At 32.7% G+C, this 23,115-nt stretch carries 18 protein-coding genes, 3 pseudogenes and 1 other annotated feature; of the genes and pseudogenes, 18 read left to right on the top strand and 3 right to left on the bottom strand.

The genetic code is table 11. From position 1 onward, the window contains the following. Window positions 1–121: 121 nt before the first annotated feature. The 7 genes from ACVWY7_RS06740 (at window position 122) to ACVWY7_RS06710 (ending at window position 6,670) form a co-directional block, all read left to right on the top strand. A complete protein-coding gene (locus ACVWY7_RS06740; RefSeq protein ID WP_000180457.1) occupies window positions 122–367 on the top strand; it encodes a mersacidin/lichenicidin family type 2 lantibiotic in 246 nt (81 codons plus the stop codon). Between the two features lie 125 nt (window positions 368–492). Continuing rightward, the gene (locus ACVWY7_RS06735) at window positions 493–759 is read left to right on the top strand and encodes a mersacidin/lichenicidin family type 2 lantibiotic (RefSeq protein WP_000180458.1); all 267 of its coding nucleotides are present in this window, start codon (window positions 493–495) and stop codon (window positions 757–759) included. A gap of 36 nt (window positions 760–795) precedes the next feature. Next, window positions 796–1,062, top strand: a complete 267-nt coding sequence (locus ACVWY7_RS06730; RefSeq protein WP_000180458.1) for a mersacidin/lichenicidin family type 2 lantibiotic — start codon at window positions 796–798, stop codon at window positions 1,060–1,062. A 36-nt stretch (window positions 1,063–1,098) separates the two neighbouring features. After that, window positions 1,099–1,344 carry a mersacidin/lichenicidin family type 2 lantibiotic gene (locus ACVWY7_RS06725; RefSeq protein ID WP_000180457.1) on the top strand — a complete coding sequence of 82 codons (246 nt, stop codon included), beginning with the start codon at window positions 1,099–1,101 and terminating at the stop codon, window positions 1,342–1,344. Between the two features lie 213 nt (window positions 1,345–1,557). Next, a complete protein-coding gene (locus tag ACVWY7_RS06720) occupies window positions 1,558–4,614 on the top strand; it encodes a type 2 lanthipeptide synthetase LanM family protein (protein WP_326969576.1) in 3,057 nt (1,018 codons plus the stop codon). Between the two features lie 123 nt (window positions 4,615–4,737). After that, on the top strand, window positions 4,738–5,493 hold the full coding sequence (locus ACVWY7_RS06715; protein ID WP_000683464.1) for a flavodoxin family protein: 756 nt from the start codon (window positions 4,738–4,740) through the stop codon (window positions 5,491–5,493). 73 nt (window positions 5,494–5,566) lie between these two features. Then, on the top strand, window positions 5,567–6,670 hold the full coding sequence (locus tag ACVWY7_RS06710) for a M50 family metallopeptidase (protein ID WP_105989481.1): 1,104 nt from the start codon (window positions 5,567–5,569) through the stop codon (window positions 6,668–6,670). Window positions 6,671–6,891: 221 nt separating this feature from the next. Here ACVWY7_RS06710 and ACVWY7_RS06705 read toward each other — a convergent pair whose 3' ends face one another. After that, complete coding sequence (locus ACVWY7_RS06705) at window positions 6,892–7,347, bottom strand: hypothetical protein (RefSeq protein ID WP_000865202.1); 456 nt, start codon at window positions 7,345–7,347, stop codon at window positions 6,892–6,894. A gap of 361 nt (window positions 7,348–7,708) precedes the next feature. On the opposite strand from ACVWY7_RS06705, the pseudogene ACVWY7_RS06700 reads away from it, so the two are divergent. After that, a pseudogene (locus tag ACVWY7_RS06700) lies at window positions 7,709–8,068 on the top strand (IS6 family transposase); the annotation flags it as partial. 405 nt (window positions 8,069–8,473) lie between these two features. Here the strand turns inward: ACVWY7_RS06700 and ACVWY7_RS06695 are convergent. Continuing rightward, a complete protein-coding gene (locus ACVWY7_RS06695; RefSeq protein WP_249211614.1) occupies window positions 8,474–8,731 on the bottom strand; it encodes a response regulator aspartate phosphatase in 258 nt (85 codons plus the stop codon). Window positions 8,732–9,561: 830 nt separating this feature from the next. Here ACVWY7_RS06695 and ACVWY7_RS06690 point away from each other — a divergent pair. From ACVWY7_RS06690 to ACVWY7_RS06655, 8 genes and pseudogenes are all read left to right on the top strand, one after another. After that, window positions 9,562–9,951 (top strand): hypothetical protein, encoded by a 390-nt coding sequence (locus ACVWY7_RS06690; RefSeq protein WP_074651321.1) that lies wholly within the window; start codon window positions 9,562–9,564, stop codon window positions 9,949–9,951. A gap of 33 nt (window positions 9,952–9,984) precedes the next feature. Next, window positions 9,985–10,470 carry a metal-dependent hydrolase gene (locus tag ACVWY7_RS06685; protein ID WP_001214876.1) on the top strand — a complete coding sequence of 162 codons (486 nt, stop codon included), beginning with the start codon at window positions 9,985–9,987 and terminating at the stop codon, window positions 10,468–10,470. 173 nt (window positions 10,471–10,643) lie between these two features. Continuing rightward, window positions 10,644–11,579 carry a DUF7018 domain-containing (lipo)protein gene (locus ACVWY7_RS06680; RefSeq protein ID WP_000644860.1) on the top strand — a complete coding sequence of 312 codons (936 nt, stop codon included), beginning with the start codon at window positions 10,644–10,646 and terminating at the stop codon, window positions 11,577–11,579. Window positions 11,580–12,000: 421 nt separating this feature from the next. Continuing rightward, window positions 12,001–15,282, top strand: a complete 3,282-nt coding sequence (locus tag ACVWY7_RS06675) for a VaFE repeat-containing surface-anchored protein (RefSeq protein WP_105989480.1) — start codon at window positions 12,001–12,003, stop codon at window positions 15,280–15,282. A gap of 272 nt (window positions 15,283–15,554) precedes the next feature. Next, window positions 15,555–15,833, top strand: coding sequence for a hypothetical protein (locus ACVWY7_RS06670; protein ID WP_000726003.1), 279 nt, complete (start codon window positions 15,555–15,557; stop codon window positions 15,831–15,833). A gap of 105 nt (window positions 15,834–15,938) precedes the next feature. Continuing rightward, window positions 15,939–16,478, top strand: a complete 540-nt coding sequence (locus tag ACVWY7_RS06665) for a hypothetical protein (RefSeq protein WP_105989479.1) — start codon at window positions 15,939–15,941, stop codon at window positions 16,476–16,478. A gap of 187 nt (window positions 16,479–16,665) precedes the next feature. Further along, window positions 16,666–18,216: pseudogene (locus tag ACVWY7_RS06660) on the top strand (DUF5915 domain-containing protein); the annotation flags it as partial. A gap of 320 nt (window positions 18,217–18,536) precedes the next feature. Then, the gene (locus ACVWY7_RS06655; RefSeq protein ID WP_000482294.1) at window positions 18,537–20,048 is read left to right on the top strand and encodes a M36 family metallopeptidase; all 1,512 of its coding nucleotides are present in this window, start codon (window positions 18,537–18,539) and stop codon (window positions 20,046–20,048) included. A gap of 81 nt (window positions 20,049–20,129) precedes the next feature. Here the strand turns inward: ACVWY7_RS06655 and ACVWY7_RS06650 are convergent, their stop codons facing one another. After that, window positions 20,130–20,633: a hypothetical protein gene (locus ACVWY7_RS06650; protein ID WP_073523031.1), complete on the bottom strand. Its 504-nt coding sequence runs from the start codon at window positions 20,631–20,633 to the stop codon at window positions 20,130–20,132. Window positions 20,634–20,696: 63 nt separating this feature from the next. Between ACVWY7_RS06650 and ACVWY7_RS06645 the strand changes: the two are divergent. Next, window positions 20,697–21,224 (top strand): annotated as a pseudogene (locus ACVWY7_RS06645) (Mur ligase family protein); the annotation flags it as partial. 130 nt (window positions 21,225–21,354) lie between these two features. Next, window positions 21,355–21,566 (top strand) — a binding site (T-box leader). 108 nt (window positions 21,567–21,674) lie between these two features. Continuing rightward, window positions 21,675–22,973 carry an aspartate--tRNA(Asn) ligase gene (aspS, locus tag ACVWY7_RS06640; RefSeq protein WP_000529814.1) on the top strand — a complete coding sequence of 433 codons (1,299 nt, stop codon included), beginning with the start codon at window positions 21,675–21,677 and terminating at the stop codon, window positions 22,971–22,973. The last annotated feature ends 142 nt before the right edge of the window (window positions 22,974–23,115 follow it).

Genomic DNA, 23,115 nt, shown 5'->3' with positions numbered 1-23,115 from the left:
TCTTAAAATCTGATTATACATTTTTCAGATTTAACAATTGAAAGATGCTTCATAAGTAAGAAAATCACCCGAAAATAAAGCTGATTTATACTAATCAATTAATCTAAGGAGGAGTAAGAACTTGACAAATGAAGAAATTATTGTAGCATGGAAAAATCCAAAAGTAAGAGGTAAGAACATGCCATCTCACCCATCAGGAGTAGGATTCCAAGAATTATCAATTAATGAAATGGCGCAAGTAACAGGTGGAGCAGTTGAACAAAGAGCAACACCAGCAACACCAGCAACGCCTTGGCTTATTAAAGCATCATATGTTGTATCAGGCGCAGGTGTTTCGTTTGTTGCAAGTTATATCACAGTTAATTAATTCGTTGTAAAAAAATGTTGGTTTGATCGTCTCATTTAGTGGGTAGTTCAATCGAAGAATACCCGATAAGTGGATGATATTATCCGAAAATAAAAGTTGATTTTATACTAAGGAGGAGTAAGAACATGACAAATGAAGAAATCATTGTAGCATGGAAAAATCCAAAAGTAAGAGGTAAGAACATGCCATCTCACCCATCAGGAGTAGGATTCCAAGAATTATCAATTAATGAAATGGCGCAAGTAACAGGTGGAGCAGTTGAACAAAGAGCAACACCAACATTAGCAACACCATTAACTCCACATACACCGTATGCAACATATGTTGTATCAGGTGGCGTAGTATCGGCAATTAGCGGTATTTTTTCAAACAATAAAACATGCCTAGGTTAATTAATACTGAAAATAAAAAAATGGAGGAATAAAAACATGACAAACGAAGAAATCATTGTAGCGTGGAAAAATCCAAAAGTAAGAGGTAAGAACATGCCATCTCACCCATCAGGAGTAGGATTCCAAGAATTATCAATTAATGAAATGGCGCAAGTAACAGGTGGAGCAGTTGAACAAAGAGCAACACCAACATTAGCAACACCATTAACTCCACATACACCGTATGCAACATATGTTGTATCAGGTGGCGTAGTATCGGCAATTAGCGGTATCTTTTCAAACAATAAAACATGCCTAGGTTAATTAATACTGAAAATAAAAAAATGGAGGAATAAAAACATGACAAACGAAGAAATCATTGTAGCATGGAAAAACCCGAAAGTAAGAGGTAAGAACATGCCATCTCACCCATCAGGAGTAGGATTCCAAGAATTATCAATTAATGAAATGGCGCAAGTAACAGGTGGAGCAGTTGAACAAAGAGCAACACCAGCAACACCAGCAACGCCTTGGCTTATTAAAGCATCATATGTTGTATCAGGCGCAGGTGTTTCATTTGTTGCAAGTTATATCACAGTTAACTAATTCGCTGTAAAAAATGTTAGTTAGGTCGTCTCATTTAGTGGGCAGGTCAGTCGAAGGACTGCCCACTTAGGTGAGGTGATATAAATTATAGGTGCTGCTGGAAGTTGCTTATAATTTATCATATCAAACTTTTCAAAAATTGCACTTAAATTATATATATTTTTTAAAATCATTTAATTTATCATAGTACATTGATGTCAGGAGAGATAAGTAATGATTAAGAATGTGAACTTGAAAGAAGCAATTAAAGGGTTAACTGTAAGTGAGAGGTATGATACATTAAAAAACTCTGGGGTGAATTTAAATCTAAATATAAGCGCGTTAGAGGAATGGCGAAATAGAAAAAATTTATTAGCAGATGAAGACTTTACTGAAATGCTTACTGTTTTAGAGTATGATCCTGTATATTTTTCACACGCAATAAATGAGAATATTGAGGAGCATATAGATATTTACAAATCTAAAATTCTTGGAGAGAATTGGTTTATAGTCTTAAATGATATTTTGGATGAATTAGATAATCAAATTGAATATAAGAAAGAAATGAATCATAGTTACTTACTTAGACCATTCTTACTTTATGCAGAAAAAGAAATGAATAAATATATTGTGAATCGAAAAGACCCGTTACCAGTTGAGCCGCAAGTTATTCAACAAATAATGGAAAATTTAGCGAGTAAATTGTTTGCTGTATCAGTTAAAAGCTTTGTTTTGGAGTTAAATATTTCAAAGTTAAAGGATGAGCTTGCTGGAGAAACACCAGATGAAAGATTCCATTCATTTATCCGACTAATGGGTGAAAAAACTAGACTGGTTGATTTTTATAACGAGTATATTGTGCTTTCAAGGATTTTAGTAAATATAACAATACTGTTTGTTAATAATATTATTGAATTATTTGATAGATTACAAGAAAGCAAGTTAGACATTGTAAAAAATTTAGGTGTTCAAGAAGAGTTTAAAATTAGCAATATTTCTATTGGAGAAGGAGATACTCACCAACAAGGAAGATCTGTTATTGTATTAACTTTTGTTTCGGGAAAAAAGGTTGTGTATAAACCTAAGAATTTAAAGGTTGTTAGTGCATATAATTCTTTAATAGATTGGATTAATGATAAAAATAATATTTTAAAAATGCCTAGTTACAATACATTGATTTATGATGATTTTGTAATTGAAGAGTTTGTTGAAAAAAGAGATTGTAAATCTATAGAAGAAGTTAAAAAATATTATATTCGATATGGTCAAATATTAGGGATAATGTATATATTAAATGGTAATGATTTTCATATGGAAAATTTAATTGCGTCTGGTGAATACCCAATTATTGTGGATTTAGAAACGCTGTTACAAAATATAATTAACTTTAAAAATAAACCTTCGGCAGATTTAATCACTACGAAAAAAATGCTGAACTTAGTGAATAGTACTTTATTGTTACCTGAGAAACTTCTCAAAGGAGATATAACAGATGAAGGTATTGATATGAGTGCTTTAGCGGGGAAAGAGCAACATTTAGAAAGAAGGGAGTACCAACTTAAAAATCTGTTTACTGACAATATGGTCTTTGATCTTGAAAAAGTAAAAATTGAGGGAGCTAATAATATTCCTAAACTTAATGGGGAAAATGTTGATTATAGTACATATATAGATGAGATTGTAGTAGGTTTTGAGAACATATGTAATATATTTATTCAATATAGAGATGAATTATTACATAGTGGTATATTGGAAGAGTTTAAGGATGTAAAAGTTAGGCATGTACTGAGAAATACAGTTGTGTATGCGAAAATGTTAGCAAATACGTATCATCCAGACTATTTAAGAGATTCATTAAATCGTGAACAAGTGCTAGAAAATATTTGGGTACATCCTTTTGAAAGAAAAGAATTTATAAAAAGTGAAATGGAAGATATTCTAAATAATGATATACCAATATTCTTTAGTTACGCTTCTTCAAAAGACATCATTGACAGTAATGGTAAGCTACATAAAAATGTTATGGAGATAAGTGGTTATGAGAGATTCATTACTAAATTGAAAGAGTTGAATCCTTTTTTAATTGAGCAACAGGTTTCTGTAATAAATATAAAAACAGGTAGATATGGAGATAAGAAGTTTGAGAGAAATTATAGTGTGTGGGATGTAGCTACAGAAAAAAAAGATAATCAGATAGATTTTCTTCAAGAAGCAATGAACATTGGGGATAAAATATTAAAGCATGCAATAATTTGTGATGAGACCAAAACGATTTCATGGCTAACAATAAATAATCATCATGACAAAAATTGGGGGATAGGTCCGATATCAGGAGAGTTTTATGATGGTTTAGCTGGTATATCACTGTTTTATCACTATCTATATAAAAAAAGTCACAACATAGAATATAAAAAAATTAGGGATTACGCATTTAATATGGCAAAAGTTAAAGCATTAAGTTTAAAATATGACTCTGGTTTAACGGGATATGCTTCTCTTTTATATACTGCGCATAAAATTGTTCAAGATGAACCGAGAAAACAATATAAAGATGTTATAAATGAAGTGTTTAAATATATAGATGAATCTAAAGTTGTCACAGCAAAATATAACTGGTTACATGGGACGGCTAGTATTATACATGTATTATTAAATTTATATGAGGATTCTAGAGACATGGCTTACTTAACAAAATGCATTCAATATGGTAAGTATTTAGTAAAGCAAATTAAAGAAAATAAGGATACGTTAGCTCCTGGATTTTCTCAAGGGATAAGCTCTTTAATTATGGTGTTAGTACGTTTGAGTAAAAAATGTGAAGTCGAAGAATTCTTAGAATTAGCATTGGAATTGATGGAAATGGAACGAAATAAAGTTGGAAATTTAAGTGAAAGTAATTGGCAAAATGGATTAGTAGGTATCGGGTTAAGTCGTATTAAATTAAAAGGGTTAGATAGTAATCTTCAAGTAGATCATGATATAGAATTAGTTCTTGATGGGGTGATGAATAGTCTCTATTCAAAAGATGATACATTAAGTTGTGGGAATTCAGGGACAGGAGAATTATTTTTAAGTCTGTTTGAGCAGACAAAGAAAAAAGAATATTTAGATATGGCAAAAGCTATTTGCGGAAAAATGATAGAAGAAAGTAGAATTTCTTTTGAGTATCAAACAAAATCTCTTCCAGGATTAGAATTAATAGGATTATATTCAGGATTAGCGGGTATTGGTTATCAATTTTTAAGGATTTTAGATGTTGAAGATATTGCTTCGATAGCAACGTTAGATTAATTTATTAGTAGTAGTGGGTAATATAAAAAGGATTGACTAATATTCAATAAGATACACATTTAAATACTAGCTTATCTATAAAGTTGTTAAAAATCAGTAGAAATTAATATGAGGTGTTTAAAAATGAAACATGTCCTCGCATACGTTGGATCAAGGAACCCAGATTCAAAAACAAGGAAACATATAGAAAGGCTTCTTCAATCTTTATCTAAGAAATATAAAGAAGAAATTTCTCACGAGTTACTTACACCTAATGATATTCAATTATCACCATCGACGGGATGTAAAAATTGTTTTAAAACGGGAAAGTGTTCACTTGATAAAGTTCCAAAAGATGAAGGAGAACTTTTAAAACGGAAGTTGTTGGAGGCAGACTTTATTATTTTAGCTAGCCCCGTTTATTCACATAACGTTTCATCAGACATGAAAATGGTAATAGATAGACTATCATATTGGGCACACCTTTTTAAATTGGTAGGAAAGTCAGGCATTGTATTAGCAGCAGCTGAGAGTAATGGTGTAAATTTTGTAGCAGATTATTTAGAAAAAGTAGCATATGTATTAGGACTGCATGTAGTCGATAAAATTGGTTTAATGGGACATCAGGAATTAACGGATAATCAATTGGATTTTCTTACAGAAAGCATATATAACCATGTAATGGGAATTGAAAACCCATATGCTGATGAAAAGATAGAAGCAACGTTCCAAGCTTTAAAGCGATCATTTTTGGGGTATCCTCAAGACCATGCTGAATATGTATATTGGAAGGAAAGTGGAATGTTTGCTGCTTCTAGCTACCAAGAATATTTGGATAATGTATTAAGTCTTAGACAGGAACAAATAGCTAAAAAGATTAACGAATATTCTCATTGTTAAATGAGGGTATCCCATATTAGCACATCCTAATTTCCTATTAATTAGGATGTGCTTTTTAGTAAGGAGAATTTGTATGAGTACATACTTGAAAAGACCACTAAATAGTACAATTCTAGTTTTATTTTTCTTTCTATTGTTTGCAAAAGTATCACCAATTTTACAAGGATACATACTACCTATATTTTTAACTGGTTCAGTCTTTTTATCTAGTATTATTATTCACGAACTTGGTCATGTTGTTTTTGGGCTATTAGCAGGATTACGATTTGAATTTTTTGTTGTAGGACCAATTAAAGTGATAAGAAGAGAAAAAAGGGTGCGAGTTGTTGAGAATAAGAGTTGGTCACTTTATGGCGGTGTAGCATGTATGGTACATACTGAGTATAGAAATATTAATGATTTAAAAAAATCTCATTTTTGGTTTGTTTTAGGTGGGATGTTGAATAACTTAATATTTTCTATTCTGGCGTTACTATTTTATTTTTATACAGACTATAATTGGTTGATAGTATTTGCCATAGTGAATTTCATGTCGGCTGCTCTATCAGTAATTCCTACTAAGGGTAGTGAATTAATTTCTGATGGATTAAGATTAAAAAAACTAAATCAAGGTGAAGATGAGTTTCGAGGGTATTTGATTTCTGTACAAATTGGTACAGAGCTTTTTATAAAAGAGTCAGCTAGTGAATGGGATATAGAGTTAATTAAACAAGCCGAAATGACTTTAGAGTGTAGCCCAGAGTTAGACACAAATATTCACATAATACAGGCTTTAATTTATTATTATTTAATTGAAAAGCATTGGGAGAGAGGAAAGAAATACGCAAGTCCTTATTTATCAAAAAACACAAGTCAAAATAAACTTATAAGTCAAGATATGTTTGATGCTAACTATTTAATTCTTCTTATGTTAGGGAAAGATTTAGATAATCATACTCATATTAAAAATATAATATCTCGAGTTTCAGATAAAAATCAACTCTCATATTATAAAGCCCAGATTGTATTATATTATATTTTAGGTGAAAAGGAAGAAGCGTTTTTAATTCTTGAAAAAGCATTAATACATGTAAAGGAAAATGAAGAATATGCCCTAGGGAGGGGGTATGAACAAAGTGTTTTGGGTCTAGTAAGAGAATTTATTTTAAAAAATTCTGGTTCTGGTGCAAATACTTAGGAAAGATATAAAGAGGCGAAAAGGTTCCTAGTGGAATCTTTTCGCCTCTTTATATCTTTTATTCTATTTTTGCACCAGAACATATTATACTTTCTGTTTAATATCTCTTTTATTTTTAATGGATTTACCAAAGGATTTGTCCCTTGTCAAATATGTGAAGGACGATAGCTAAACGGTAGGTGGAGGGTAACTTTCGGCTTGGCAAGTAGTTCATATCTGTATTAATCGTTCTTTGTATTTACAATTTCAACGCTCATTGAACTAAACCATATATGACCAGTACCTTTTAAAACCACCCCTACTGATAATGCTTCTATACTTTTAGGTACATCTACTATCACACTACACTCTTTCCACTGATTTGTTACATTTAAAGGATCAGAATGTATATGATAAAATTCCCAAAGATCCTCTCCTGCCTGCTCGGCCCTAATCCATAAACCTGTATATTCTTTAACTAATTTTGTCATTACCATCCCTGCAAATTTAACTTTCTTACCTAGATAAAGATTTTTATCCAAAAAATGAAATGCTGTTCCATATCCATCATGGTTTTCTAGAGAATATAAGTTTTTAGAAGCTTCGTTTGAGTATTTTACATCAAAATCATTATATAAAATATAATTAGCTGGATTTCGTCCACCTAATATCCATTCTTTCACTTTTTTCACCTTCATTAATATACCACCTTATAATTCATTTAATTTTACTAATTAGTTAATTTAAATTATATTAATAAATACTATGTTTTTTTTGATAATTTTTGCTAAATTTTATATTTAAATATAAGTGGTATAATCGCATTTCCATTAACTTAAGGGATTCTGGTGCAAAAATTTCAAAATAACTGTAAGTAATCTCTAAATATTGGATATACGGATATTACTAATCTAACGAAGGTACGTGATTGGTATGGAAAAGGAAGCATTATCAACCTGATATTCTTTTGTTAACGGAAAGATGGTACCTGCGGGGTTCTGTTGCAAAGTTTTTAAAACTAAGCTAAACTTTTGCAAAACAGAGTAAGGGGAATCATAATTGAGATGTTTTAAAGGAAAACAATTCAAAAAAGATATTATTTTAGTAGCCGTTGATTGTCGTTTTTCTTTAAGTTATCGTGATGTTTCTGAAATTTTGAAAGAACGCGGTATTTCAGTTCATCCGACAACTATTATGCGCTGATTTCATGAATATGGGCACTAGATCTATCAAATTTGGAAGAAGAAAAATAAAAGAATGCCACTATCTTGGAAATTGGATGAGACGTATATAAAGGTCAAAGGAGAATGGTGTTACCTGTATCGTGAAATTGATGAGGAAGGGAACACATTAGATATTCAACTTCGTAAAAAACGAGATCATCGGGCTGCATATGCATTTATGAAAAGATTAGTGAAAATTTCTCTTGCAATAAGGAAAATAGCTTTATAACTTTTTTCTGGAGTATCAATTGCTGTTGTTAGGTTTCGTATAGCTGCTTCTGAAAGATCTTGCTCAGCATATAGAAAATCTAAATTATGTCTAATTTTAAGCCCTAACATAGTGTTGTGTTGTTTGTAACGATATATAAGCCCTTAATAAAATATTGTTCCACATATTCATATTGTTTAAGTGATGTACAGGTTAATCCAAGGATATTATTACAAGCTGCTATATTAAATTCATATCCTGTTTCAGGTTCGAAGAATTATAAAGCGCGGTTTGCATACTTCACTGCTTCTAAAGGTTGCCTTACCTGATAGTAAAAGGCTGCTACTTTATAATAGAATTCAGCTTTCTCCATCTCATCAGAGATATTTGTGGTTAATTGTTTTGCTTTATCGAAATACTCACCAGCTTTTTTATATTCTCAATTTCTGTGTTATAAATTTCCTTAAAGAAGTTGTAATAGTAATTCAAAGGTTCTTCACTTGGTTTATTAAAATCTTCAATTTTATCAATCTTATTTTTTATTTCTCCGAATAAATTAGTTGATTTTTCATGATCAAGTTCACGAATAGAGTCATGCCAGTTATTTAAAAGCTCTGTAATTTCACTTAATGTTACCGTTGCTGCTCCCATATAAAACCCTCCTATTATATATTGTTCGATTTCTCATTATTGTATCAGAATTGTAAAAATTCGGGTGACTAAAAATGTTTCTCAACAAAATTCTATTGACTTCTTCAGAACAAATTATTGTTTTCGAGTTTTTCAGACTGTAACACCCATAAATAAATTTGAAAAAATTTCTCATAAAGATAATTAAGCTCCTAAGGAAAAGGAAGAGCAGAATAGTTAAATGCGACCTAATTTTGAAATTGTTTTACGAGGCTTATTGTTGATTAAGCCTGTGTTTTTTAGAATTGAGAATAGATTGAAATTGTTTTACGGTTGCTTAGTTTCGTAGGATTATTTGTATATATTTAAAGTGAAGGACAAGTTACCGATAGTAGCCTGTTATGTAAAGAGTTATTTTTATCCAGATAATTATAGGGGGGACCTGTAGAAAAGTGGATTTAGTTTTGTTTGCAATTCTCATGATAGTATAGCAATAATTTTTAATCTAGGAATTCTGTTTTGGGGAAGAGTAAGGAGAAATTACAAAAAGCAACATTTGCATAATACTAATCTTAAGAAAAGGGAGAAATGACTTTTGTCTATTTTTGATAGATTATTATTTTTTTATGTTTTAAGCATGGTTGCTTTATTATTCTGTGATGTTTTGGGAATTAATGTGTTTTTTAGTTTTTCTACAATGATAATAAATATGGTTTGTTCATGTTATCTATATATTCATTATGTGAAAAGAAGGAATAGAGAAGTCCATTATGTTATTTAAAAGTAACTGGTAGAAATTTGTGAACATGCTTAGTAGTCAATTCTGAGAATAATAATTGTGGGGGAAAAAGATGAAATGGGGAATAGAAGCAATAAAAAGTTATGAATTAAATTGTAATGGTTTAGAACGTTTTACTTTTTTAGGGGAAGAATACCAAAGTACCAATTGGAGTTACTTATCCCTCTCTCATCTTCAAAATTTCCTGGAAACATCAGGTTTGGATAGAGATATGATTTTAGAACTGCTGCCAATTAATTTTAAAGGCATTGTATGGAATTCTCTCGAAAGCGAGGACTTGGAATTTCTAAATACTTTAACAAACCCTAATAGATGTTTGGAAATTTTAGATAGGTATAACTTAATGGATTCTGCAGCAGCTTATACACCAAGCATGGAATATAAACTGAGATGGTTAAAAGAGCGCTGGGTGAAAGGATATTATGTTTTCGCCAACTGTTAAGATAAGACTTGAATAATAGAAAGGAGGATACAATTGAGAGGACCAACTCATGTAGCAGCAGGAGCAGCCTTCGCTTTAATTGCACATAATTATGCGGGAATTGGGGATGACCCATATTTATTAACGGCCACATCAATAATTGGAGCATTAATACCAGATATTTGTCATCAAGGATCTACTTTAGGAAGAAAAATACCTTTATTATCTTGGGGTATCAATAAAACTTTTGGTCACCGAACAATAACACATAGTCTATTCTTTTTGTTTGGTATAACGGCACTTCTTAAGTACCTAGTTCCCCAGTACCCCATAATATATATAGGAATGTTTATTGGAGTATTAAGTCATTTAGTGTTAGATGCCCTTACTCCAAGTGGGATTCAATTGCTTTATCCTTTGAAAATGAAAATAAGATTTCCGATATATACAAGAACAGGAAGTATGATTGAATATATATTTTTCTTTTCACTAATTGTAATTGACATAACTTTAATTGGAGGTTCTTTTAAAATTACATGAAACATAGGGAAGAAAAAAAGCACTCGAACAGCTATTTAATGTTCAAGTGCTTTTTTTATGTAGAGTCTAGATTTTAATTAATGATGAGATAACTTTATATCTTATTTATACAAATTATGATATGGTACAATATGTTAATTAAATACAATTTTTTTCTAAGGGGATGGGGCATAGTGAAAGCAAAGAAACTAGTAACGTTTGCGATACCGTTCATGCTATTGGCAGGTTGTGGTACCGATAAAACAGACGCAAAGCCAAAAGAAAAAGTAGAATCTAAATCAGAAACGAAAGAAAAGCTGTCAAAAGAGAAGTATCCAACTCGAATGACTGGTTTATCTTCTGAGTTAGTGCAGAAAATTACAGTAATAACTGAGATAGCTATGGATAAAACTAAAAAGGAAACTGACTTAAAGAAAGAAATTCTAAAAGAAGAGTCTGAGTTGCAAAAGATTATCGCTAAGTTTAAGAAGATAGACCCACCAAAAGAGTTTGAAGACGCTCATAAAGAGATTTTAAAAGCAGTAGACTGTTATAGTGAAGCCTATGCACTTCAAGTAGAAATTATGAAGGGTAAAGGAAAAGTAACAGACGAAGATAGAGAAAAGTCTAAAAAGTCAATGGACTTGATTAATGAGGGTAACAAGTACTGGCATAAAGGATTCGACCCTATTGAATCCCATAATGAGAAGGAAGCAAAAGCCTTAGGTTTCGATGTAGATACGAAGACCGACTCTAAGTCGTCAACTACTTCTGATAATGGTAACGTACAAATATCCGCAGACGGTAACGAGTTAATCGGTTCTTGGGGTAGTTACAAAGGTTCTGAGTTTCGTAAGGGTTTAGACTTTAGACAAGATAAGTCATTCACGGCTTATGATGACACTGGTAACTCTTCTTATGAAGATAACCATATGACAGGAACATGGTTATACAATAAAGACAGTAATAAAGTAACTTTGATTCCTACTGAATTTGTTAAAGACGGTAAGAAGATAGATGCTAGACAAATGAATGCGGTAGTAGATTATACTGTTGAGTTCTTGAGAGCAGGTTCTTTAAGAATGGTAGATAGTAAAGGTAACAAATTAGAAGTAGAGAGACAGAAGTAAAATTGAAATAAAGTCGAACTGTTTATAAAAAAGCTGAACCACTAGATTCCTTTGTATAAAAGGAATCTTTTTTGTGCTTATTTTTAATTTCGATATTCTTATAAATTAATACTTTTGTTACAGGTAATGAGGAAAAAGATGAAAGAGGTGTTGATTTAAAATAAAGTTTATTTCCAATCAACAATATAACTAATATGTATCGGAGAGAAAATCAATAGATTTAAAAAATTAGTGGTTAAATTACAAAATCAAAATGTGTGAATATGAAAATGATTTGTAATAAATGTAAAAAAATAAAAAATTCGGAAAAATGATTTAATGTTTGTAATTTTTTGTCTTATAATAGTTCTTAGGTTTATTGTGATTATTTTTAATATTTAAATAATCATGCAAAACAAATATTGTTTGGGAGGTTTTTAGATTGGGGAAAAGAGTTGTTGTAAGAGTTCTAGCAGTACTTTCTGTACTTGCGCTATTCCTAAATGTTTTTTTACCAAGGGTTAGTGCAGAGGTAATGACGCACGAGAAATATTCAATGAACTGGAGTTATAGTAATAGTTTAGGCAAGTACATTCGAACTGAAATGATTAAAAATTCAAGCGGTCAAATTGCTTATTGCTTAACTCTTGGACTAAAATCACCAAATGGTGAAGATCTTCCTGAAATGGGGAAAACAGATAATGTAGTATATAGGGTCCTATTAAACGGTTTCCCGCAAAAAAGTGTTCAGCAGTTAGGAGTAGCTAATCAGAATGAAGCGCATTACGCAACTCAGCTTGCAGTTTGGAATGCATTAGGTCAACTTGATGTAAATGAACTGAAACATGAAAATAAAAATGTTGAAAAAGCAGCTAAGGCAATTATCAATGCTGCTAACAATAGCGGCGATACACAAGATATCTATATGAATGTTATCCCAGCTGAAAAGCAAAAAGCAGAATTAAAAGGTGAGTTCTTCGAAACGAATCTATATACAGTACAAACAAATGCTAAGAGTGGTTCTTATAAAGTAGTAGCGAAAAATGCACCTAATGGAGTAAAAATTGTTAGTGAAAATGGTGAAGTGAAAGATCAACTTTCAGTTGGAGAGAAATTCCGTATCCAAATTCCTAAAAATACAAAAACAGGTGAATTTAATTTAAGTGTTGCTGCAAACTTAACAAAAGTTCAAGCAATTGCTTATCGCGGTACGGATACTGTTCAGAATGCTACAGTATTACTAGAAAGAAATGAAGAAAAGCTTAGTAGTGACCTTGCAGTAAATTGGGAAGCAGCTGGTTCCTTAAAAATTAAAAAAGTCGGAGAAAGTGGAGAAGTATTAGCTGGTGCGGTATTCGAGGTTTTTAATGCGAATAATGAATCAGTTGGAAAAATTACGACTGGTGCTGATGGTACTGCAGAATTAAATAACCTACCAATTGGTACGTATACTGTAAAAGAAATAAAAGCGCCAACAGGCTATGTTTTAGGTGATAAACCACAAACTATTGAGGTTAAGACAGGAGAAACTGGGGCTGTTCAAATAGTAAACAACAAGGCAAAGGGAAACATTGAAATAAAAAAATTTAGTGATTCAGGTAAAGTGCTACCTAATGTTGAATTCACTGTTTTTACTGAAGATGGAAAAGAAGTGAAAAAGGCAGTAACAAATGAAAACGGAATTGCAAAGGTTGAAGGCCTTACATTTGGTAAGTATTATTTCTTGGAGACAAAAACACCAAATGGATATATCGGAAATAAAACAAAGTATCCTTTTGAAATTAAAGAGCACAATAAAATACTTACTTTTACAGTAGAAAACACCGAAGTAAAAGGTAGTGTAAAACTACTAAAAGTAGATAATGAAGATATTAGTAAAAAATTAGAAGGTGCAGTGTTCGAGTTAAAAGATGCAAGTGGAAAAGTAATTGGCGAATATAAGACAGATAAAAATGGTGAGATTAACGTTAAAGATCTAGCGTATGGTAAGTATTCATTTGTAGAAAAGACTTCTCCAAACGGTTACGTTCTTGTTACAGAACCAATTGTGTTCGAAATAAAGGAACATGGAAAAATTATTGAGCTATTAGCAGTCAATCATCTAATCAAAGGTGATCTGGAAATTACAAAGGTAGATGTTGCGGATGGAAACAATAAGCTTCCAAATGCAGAATTTACGATTTATAACGAAGCAGGAAAAGAAGTAGTAAAAGGTAAAACAGATGATAAAGGTATCGCTAAATTTGAAAAGCTACCATTTGGAAAATACACATATAAAGAAACTATTGCACCAAACGGTTACTTTTTAAATGAAGAGACGTTTTCTTTTGAAATCAAAGAGAATGGTCAAATAATTAAACATATCGTCAAAGATGAGAAGATTCCTTCAATTAAAACAACAGCATCTGATAAAAAAGATGGTACAAAAGAAATGCACACGTCTAAGTCTGTAACAATCCAAGATAAAGTGGAATACAAAGACCTACAAGTGGGTAAAGAGTACACTTTAAAAGGTAAATTAATGGATAAAAAGACTAATAAACCATTAGTTGTAAATGGTAAAGAAATAACTGCTGAAACTAAGTTTACACCAAAAGAAGCAAACGGATCTATCACACTAGATTTCACTTTTGATGCAACTGGTTTAGAAGAAAAGGAAGTAGTAGTATTCGAAGAGTTACTGAAAGACGGAAAAGTTGTTACTACACATGCTGATATCAATGATAAAGGTCAAACAGTTAAGTTCGTTAAGCCGTCAGTAAAAACAACTGCTACAAACAAAGCTGATGGTGGAAAAGAGATTCATTCAAAGGATTCTATCACAATCCAGGATAAAGTGGAGTACACTAACTTAGTTGTTGGTAAAGAGTACACTGTAAAAGGAAAATTAATGAACAAAGCTATTAACGAACCATTATTAATTGATGGTAAAGAAGTAACAGCTGAGACTAAGTTTATTGCAAAAGAAAAGAACGGTTTTGTAACTTTAGACTTTACTTTTGTTGGTGCTGAACAGCAAGGAAGAGAAGTAGTTGTGTTTGAAGACTTATTACATGAAGGTCAAGTAATTGCAACTCACGCTGATATTAACGATGTAGGTCAAACAGTTCGATTTGTAGAGCCTTCAATTAAAACGACAGCTACAAATAAAGCTGATGGTTCTAAAGAGTTAGACGCTTCTAAAACAGTAACTATCCAAGATAAAGTGGAATACAAAGACTTAATCGTGGGTAAAGAATACGTAGTAAAAGGCAAACTAATGGATAAAGCAACAAAAAAACCATTATTAGTTGATGGTAAAGAAGTAACAGTAGAATCTAAGTTTACTGCAAAAGAAAAAAATGGTTCTATCACACTCGATTTCACATTCGATGCTTCTGCATTACAAGGTAAAGAAGTGGTAGTGTTTGAAGAATTGTATCAAGATAATGTCTTGGTAGCTATTCACGTTGACATCGAAGATAAGGGACAAACGGTGAAATTTAAAGAAGTGAAACCGGAGCAACCAAAACCAGAACAGCCGCATCAAGATAAAAATACTCCAACTTCAGAACAACCAAAAGAGCAAGTAAAAGAACAACCACAACCTAAGAAAGAAGCTCAGTCTAAAATTGGATGGTTACCGCAAACAGGTGCGGACCTTACAAGTTGGATCTCTATGGCTGCGGGTGCATTACTGTTAATTGTTGGTGGAGTTATTTTCTTAAAACGTAAAAACGCATAAAAATTAAAAAATAAGCACATCTGTTTTATAGGATGTGCTTATTTTTAAGTTAGTATTTTTGTAGATTTGAAATACAGTCGCGATGCTTTTCCTCTTCAGGTAATCATATCTAAAGGGGTATTTTTATTGCAGGAGTAAAATTATGTTGTTTGGATGTATATCCTCCTGTAATCCATCGATTTATTTAATTTGCCCTGAAAATGAAGGTTGTAAGTGACGTTACGTCACCTATTATAGTTAGGTTATATTATACAAAGAAAGAGGAGTGATGAATGAAGAAAAAAGACATGAATTGGAAGGGTCAACACCCTTGGGAATTAAAAGAATTTCTATTAATGATGATACACGAATTTGTATTTGTTATAGGATGCATAAAAACCTTAGTAAAGCCTATTTATTCTCAGTGGTTTGATAATGAATTATATTCAGGAACTTTAATAGGATTAACAATAGAGATTGTTATAGTTTCATGTCTGTATTTCATGATCCTTCGTCCAAAGAAACATGGTTCTGCTAAAAATTATGGGATAATAGAAGTTTGTTGTAGGTAGGTGAAGTATCCAATGCCACTTAATACATACTTTTAAATCGTTCTTTTTTTACTTTAGATAGTGAACTATATTCAAAATTAACTATTGGGGAGCAGGGGTGCTGGGGTGAATGTAATTGCGTGGTTAATCGTTGCATGTGAAATAGGGTTTTGGATTGTTATCACTTTAGGTTTATTCACAAGATATATCCTTAAAAGAAGTAAATTAGGATTGTTTTTCCTAGCTTTGACACCTGTCATTGATTTAATTTTATTGGTTGCTACGGGTGTAGACTTGTATCGTGGTGCGACAGCTACAAAAGTGCATGCAATTGCAGCTGTGTATATTGGAATCTCTATCGCATACGGTAGAAGTATGATTGAATGGGCTGATATACGCTTTCAATATTATGTGATGAAACAAGGATCGAAACCGGTTAAAAGATTTGGCATCGATTATGCGAAACACTACTTTAAAAGTTGGGGACAACATGTACTTGCTTTTCTAATAGGTGCTGGAATTTTATTGATCCTAATCTATTTAATTAACGATTTTTCCCGAACAGAAGTGTTGGCTGGGTTTCTAAAATTATGGACACTTGTGTTAGGTATTGATTTTGTAATTGCCATAAGCAATTTTATTTGGCCCAAAAGGGCAAAAGGGTAATAATATAAAATACCGCAAACAGGCGCGATTGTTTAAGAGCATCGGTAGTAAATGATCAAACTTTATTATAAACACTGCATAGTATTTCACAAAGGCTTAACCCGTTTTGATCAATCTTTTTTTCAAAACGGGTTCTTATCGTTTAACTTAAAATACGGTTTTGGGGGATATTTCTGATCAAACTTTATTCCAAACCAACACGATGCCATTTGCGCAATATCATTATCCGTTTGAAAATAAAGAGTTATTTGAAGAACAGTTTCCAGCAGATGTAATTGCAGAAGGAATTGATCAAACACGCGGTTGGTTTTATAGTTTATTAGCTGTATCAGCACTATATACAGGAAAAGTACCGTATAAACGAGTGTTATCACTAGGGCATGTTCTAGACGAAGAAGGACAGAAAATGTCTAAAAGTAAAGGGAATGCACTAGATCCAGTTGATTTAGTAGGGAAGTTTGGTGCAGATGCTTTAAGATGGGCTCTACTTGTTGATAGTGCTCCGTGGAATGCGAAACGTTTTTCTGAAAGAACAGTACTGGAAGCGAAATCTAAATTTGTAGATACGTTAGTCAATGTGTATAGCTTCTACGTTTTATATGCAAATTTAGATGAGTATAATCCGAATGAAACATATGACGTAAAGCGGACGAAATTGGATGAATGGGTATTATCAAGATTGCATAGCACAACGAAAAAAGTGAGAACAGCACTTGATGATTATCAATTTACGAATGCAGCTCGTGAAATTGCGGCACTTGTAGATGAAGTAAGTAACTGGTACGTAAGACGATCACGTAATCGTTTCTGGGAATCTGGTATGAATGCGGAAAAAGCAGCTGCGTATGAAACACTTCATGACGTGCTTGTGACAATTAGTAAATTAATCGCACCGTTTACACCGTTTGTCGCTGAAGATATTCATTTGAATTTAACTGGAAGTAGCGTTCATTTAGAGGATTATCCAGTTGTAAATGAATCATTACTTCAGCCGAAATTAGAAGCGGAAATGGATGCTGTTTTACAAGTTGTTGAACTTGGAAGAAGTAACCGTAATCAGCATTCTTTAAAAGTAAAACAGCCGTTAGCGGAACTTGTGCTACTTGAGCATAATGAAAATGATATGGACTGGGAATCTTATCGTGATATCGTCATGGATGAGTTAAATGTGAAGGCGTTCCATGTTGAACTCGATGAAACGAAATATACATCCTATCAATTAAAACTGAATTTTAAAAAGGCTGGGCCGAAGTTCGGTAAAAATGTGAATGCAGTAAATGGCTGGTTAAAACAATTATCACAAGACGAGGTACAAAACTTTGTCTCTACAGAAAGAGCGGTTTACGAAGCAGCCTCAGGAGAAGAAGTAGCTGTAACGACTGAAGATGTATTAGTAGAGAAAGTTGCAAAATCAGGATTCTCTAATACGACTAACGGACAATATACAGTTATGTTAGATACGAATGTAACGGAAGAATTGTTACAAGAAGGAGTAGCACGTGAGTTTATTCGCGCCGTTCAAGAATATCGTAAGCAGTTGAATTTACCAGTAAATTTACGAGTGGATGTTATTCTTGATACAGAGGAAGAGCTACAGCAAACGTTAACGAATCATAAAGAGTTGTTGGAAGAAAACTTACTCGTTAAACAATTTACATTTGGTCACTTAACGAATGAAGACGATGAACTTTCTTTAGGTGAGACAAAAGTCCGTATTAAATTAAGTGCTGCTCAGTAAAGAAAAAAGGAAGTTGGAATGATTCCAACTTCCTTTTTGTATGCTGGAAATGTATCCGGTTATTTTCCGCATAATCCATTCGATAGGACCTCTAGCACATATTTTACCAAAAACAATACTGTAGAAATATATTTCTACAGTATTGTTTTCACTTTACACATAAATATTGAGAAACTTTCACTCGCCTTAAATGGAAAGGTAATAGAATTGTTTATAGAGAATTAAACGTAGATTCAATTTTTATCCATCCATTTTGTAAAGAATGATTGCCTAGTGGGAATGGGGAAAGGTTGAGCTACTTTATTAGGGGGAGTGGTTCTATGTTTAATAAAAAAATGGTCGCAATGGCGATGACTGTGCCATTAGTAATGGGGACGCTTTCTACTGTTTCTGCAGTAGAGACAAAGAAACAAGTAAAGGTGGAAGCTTATTCGCCACAGAAAAAAGCTATTGAATATTTAAAAGGGAATGCCAATCAGTACGGATTAAAGCCAGACCTTTCAGACTTGCAATATATTTCTACAACAGAAACGCCTGTAGCTTCATATGTTAGGTTCCAACAAGTTGTGAATGGTGCACCTGTATTTTTAAATCAAATTACAGTAACTCTAAACGGAGAGGGAAAGGGTGTACTTGCTGTTTCTGATTATCAACCTATTAAAGCTGTGAAGCAAGTAACGGAAAAAATTAGTGAAAAAGATGCAATACAAAAATCAATGGCGTATGTTGGAGAAGCAAGTGAGCAAAACTTATGGGCTCCTACAGAGAAAGAATTTGGATACATTATTGAAGAGGGAATTGCTCGTCCAGTATATAAAGTGGTTGTCCATTCTAATAATCCATTTGGTGCATGGGAAACATTTATTGATGCGGAAAATGGAAAGTTAATTAAAAAAGTTGATATAAACCGAAAAGTAGAAGGAACAGGAAAAGTATTTTTACCTAACCCTGTCGTATCAAGTGGGAGTTTAGCAGGATTAAAAGATAATAACGATGCAGATTCAACAGCGCTAACGAATCAATTAAAAACTGTTACGTTAAAAGGTTTAGATGGGACAGGATTTTTAATTGGAGAGTATGTAACGATATCTTCAAAAGCAAGAACAAAATCTACAAACTTACAATTTAACTATACACGCGCAAATGATAGCTTTGAAGATGTGATGTCGTATTATCATATCGATACTTTACAACGTTACATTCAAAGTCTAGGTTTTCAAAATATTAATAATCGCTCCATTAAAGTGAATGTGAATGGAACGACGGCGGACAACTCATTTTATTCTCCGACAACGAAAGCTTTAACTTTTGGTACTGGCGGAGTAGATGATGCAGAAGATGCGGGTATTATCGCACATGAATATGGGCATTCAATTCAAGATAATCAAGTCCCTGGCTTCGGTAGTTCTGCAGAAGGCGGAGCGATGGGAGAAGGATTTGGTGACTTCTTAGGTGCTACTTATGAAGATGCTGTATCGACTACAGGTTACGGAAAAGCGTGTGTTGGAGAGTGGGATGCAGCGGCTTATTCTAGTTCAGATCCAACGTGCCTACGCCGATTAGATACGAATAAAGTGTATCCGAAAGATATGAAAAATCAAGTACATGCTGACGGTGAAATTTGGTCACAAGGACAATATGAGATGGCACAAGCTTTTGGCCGTGATGTTGCAACAAAAATTATTTTACAATCACATTGGTCATTAACACCAAACTCTAAATTTAGCGATGGAGCAAAAGCAATTAAGCAAGCAGATGCTCTTTTATACGGCGGACAACACGCTGCTGATATTGATCGTATTTGGGCAGCGAGAGGAATTAGTACGAATTAATATAAAAAGTCGTGGCATTAATAAGCCACGACTTTTTAATTTGCTTTAGAACTGGTACTAGTAAAGTAAGCTATATGAATGTTAGTGTGAATTTATTCGCATTTCATTTATTTTTTTGTCTTTAAAAACAAAATGCTCTTTAAATTTTCTAGACTCCACTTTTTGACCATTTCTCATAGAGCGGAAAGGGTGTTCTTGCCATGTAATAATTACATCAACCTCATCTGCTTTTGTAGCAACTGGAAAATTAGCATGTTCAAACCCAGTTTTTCCACTTGCTAAACGACTTTCCTTTAGAGAGAAGAGTTCATATTTTGTTTTTGTTTTTGGCTCGTTGCGGAACACTTCGACATGTACGTTATATACTTCACTGTTTCCAACATTTTTTACTGAAAATTGATATGTTTGAAATTCATCTTTTTTAGCTTGAAGCTTTTTTTTGTTTGCTTTTTTCGGTTCAGCAATATTCACTTGCCATTGATCAGAGTTTTGGGAGATTGGTAAAGATTTTGGTGAATAAGCATACGTTTCATTTACTACAATTAGGCATAACAAAAGGAGAAAGAAACTAATTGCTTTTTTCATATAAACACCTCACTATAAAATTTTTATTAATATGCGTAAATAAAACCGAAAATATGTAATAAAATGGAAATAGGTGATAATTTGATTCAAATGAATTTGAAAAAACTTGAAGAGGTAATAAATGGAGAAGGATTACACGAATCGTTTCATCATTTAGAAATACATGGTGTCTGCATAGACTCCAAAAACATTAAAGAAGGAAATCTATTCGTTCCAATCATTAGGGTCAAAGATGGACATGATTATGTGAAAGAGGCAATGGATAATGGAGCTGTCGCTTCCTTATGGAAAAAGTCTTACGGTACTCCGCCAAAAGGGGTTCCAATTATATTTGTAGATGAAACTTTGTTTGCTTTGCAACAATTGGCACAATTTTATCGAAGAGAGATAAATGTAAAAGTAATTGGAATTACCGGTAGTAATGGCAAAACTACGGTAAAAGATATAATAGAAGGTATTTTAAGTTCAACTTATAGAGTGCATAAAACAAAAGGTAATTTTAATAGTCAAATCGGGTTACCGTTAACAATTTTAGAAATGAAACGAAATACTGAGTTTTTAATACTTGAAATGGGAATGAGTGAAAAAGGATGTCGTATTATTGAAAGGTTCACGTGGAATGGCTTTAGAGGAAATGGTCCAAAAGTGGATGTGAAAAATCAAAATTTATTTAAAAATGCTTGCATTTTACAAGGTGAAGAGATAGAATACTCTGTAAATATAAAAAGTGATGATCAGGAAAAGTACATGATGCAAAGATCTACAGAGAGCAATCGGTTGCTGAGAAGATTGCGATACCGCATGATAGAAAGACACCTGTGAGTGTTGCTTTGAACGTGATAATTAGTAAAAGCAAACGGTACCTACCGTTATCAGGACTAAGATGGTCATTATGACAATTTGGGTGGTACCGCGGAAAAATCCGTCCCTATTTATAGGGGCGGATTTTTGTATTCTTTGAAAGGGGGTGAGTGACCGTGGATGATGACGATGACAACAACAATAACGTAAATAAATATAAAATTACTGGAGGGAAATGTAATGGGGCAAATCATGAAACGTTCACTCACAAAAGAATGTACGGAGAAAAGCGGAAAGGTTGTATCACTTCAAGGCTGGGTAAAAAAGATTCGTCATCTAGGTAATGTTAGTTTTTTATTATTACGGGACAGAACAGGAGTCATTCAATGTGTATTAGAAAACGAATTCGCTGGATTCAAAGTCGATGTAGAAAGTGTTGTTCACGTAATTGGTGAAATAGTTGAAACGTCAAAAACAGAATTAGGCGTAGAAGTACTTGCTCACGAAGTGAAAATTTTAAATGGAGCAGAACCTCTTCCGTTTGAAATAAATAAAAAGAAGTTACAAGTTGGTTTAGATCAACTACTTAATGAGCGGGTATTATCATTAAGACATGAGCGAACCACGGCGATATTTAAAGTGAAATCTACACTCGTTCAGAGCTTTAGTGAATTACTTATAGAGAACGATTTCACACGTATATTTACTCCGAAAATTGTTTCACAAGGGGCAGAAGGAGGAGCGAATGTTTTTAAGCTTCCATACTTCCAAAAAGAAGCTTATTTAGCACAATCACCACAGTTTTATAAACAAATGATGGTAGCTGGGGGACTCGAACGTGTTTTTGAAATTGCACCTGTTTATAGGGCGGAACATCACAATTCTTCCCGTCATTTAAATGAATATATATCGTTAGACGTAGAGCTTGGCTTTATTCATGATTTTCATGAAGTGATGCAATTAGAAACAGATGTTTTACGATATATGTTTCAACAAGTAGCAAAAAACTGTGAGAAAGAACTACAACTATTACAAATAGAAGTACCTGTTATTACTGAAATACCGAAAATCACATTGTTAGAAGCACAAGAGATCTTGAAAAGTAAGTATTGTAAAGAATCTCCTGTAGGGGATTTAGATACAGAAGGTGAAAAGTTACTAGGGAAATATGTGAAGGAAACATATAAGAGTGAATTTGTTTTTATTACACATTATCCGAAAGAAGCGAGACCGATGTATACGATGCCGAATAACGAGAATTCTTCTATTACTGACTCGTTTGACTTATTATATAAAGGATTAGAAATAACATCAGGAGCACAGCGAATTCATAATTATGAAATGTTACTAGATTCTTTTAAAGAAAAAGGATTACATCCCGATAAATTTCAATCGTATTTAAATACATTCCGATACGGTTGTCCCCCGCACGGTGGTTTTGGAATTGGCTTAGAGAGAATTGTATATAAACTTTTAGAATTATCGAATGTGAGAGAAGCGAGTGCTTTTCCGAGAGATTGTACGCGTCTTATACCGTAACATTAGCACCCTTCTATAGTATAGAAGGGTGCTTTGCATTTCAATAAAAGTGAAAGAGAATAATAATATTTTTTGTGTGAAAATATGTAAATTATATTAAGAACATTTTATAATGAATTGAGAAAAAGAAAATTCATAAGTT

The sequence above is a fragment of the Bacillus sp. TE9106W genome, from assembly GCF_054062215.1.
The sequence above is the reverse complement of the archived record's forward strand: the minus strand, read 5'-3'. Positions and strand labels throughout refer to the sequence as shown.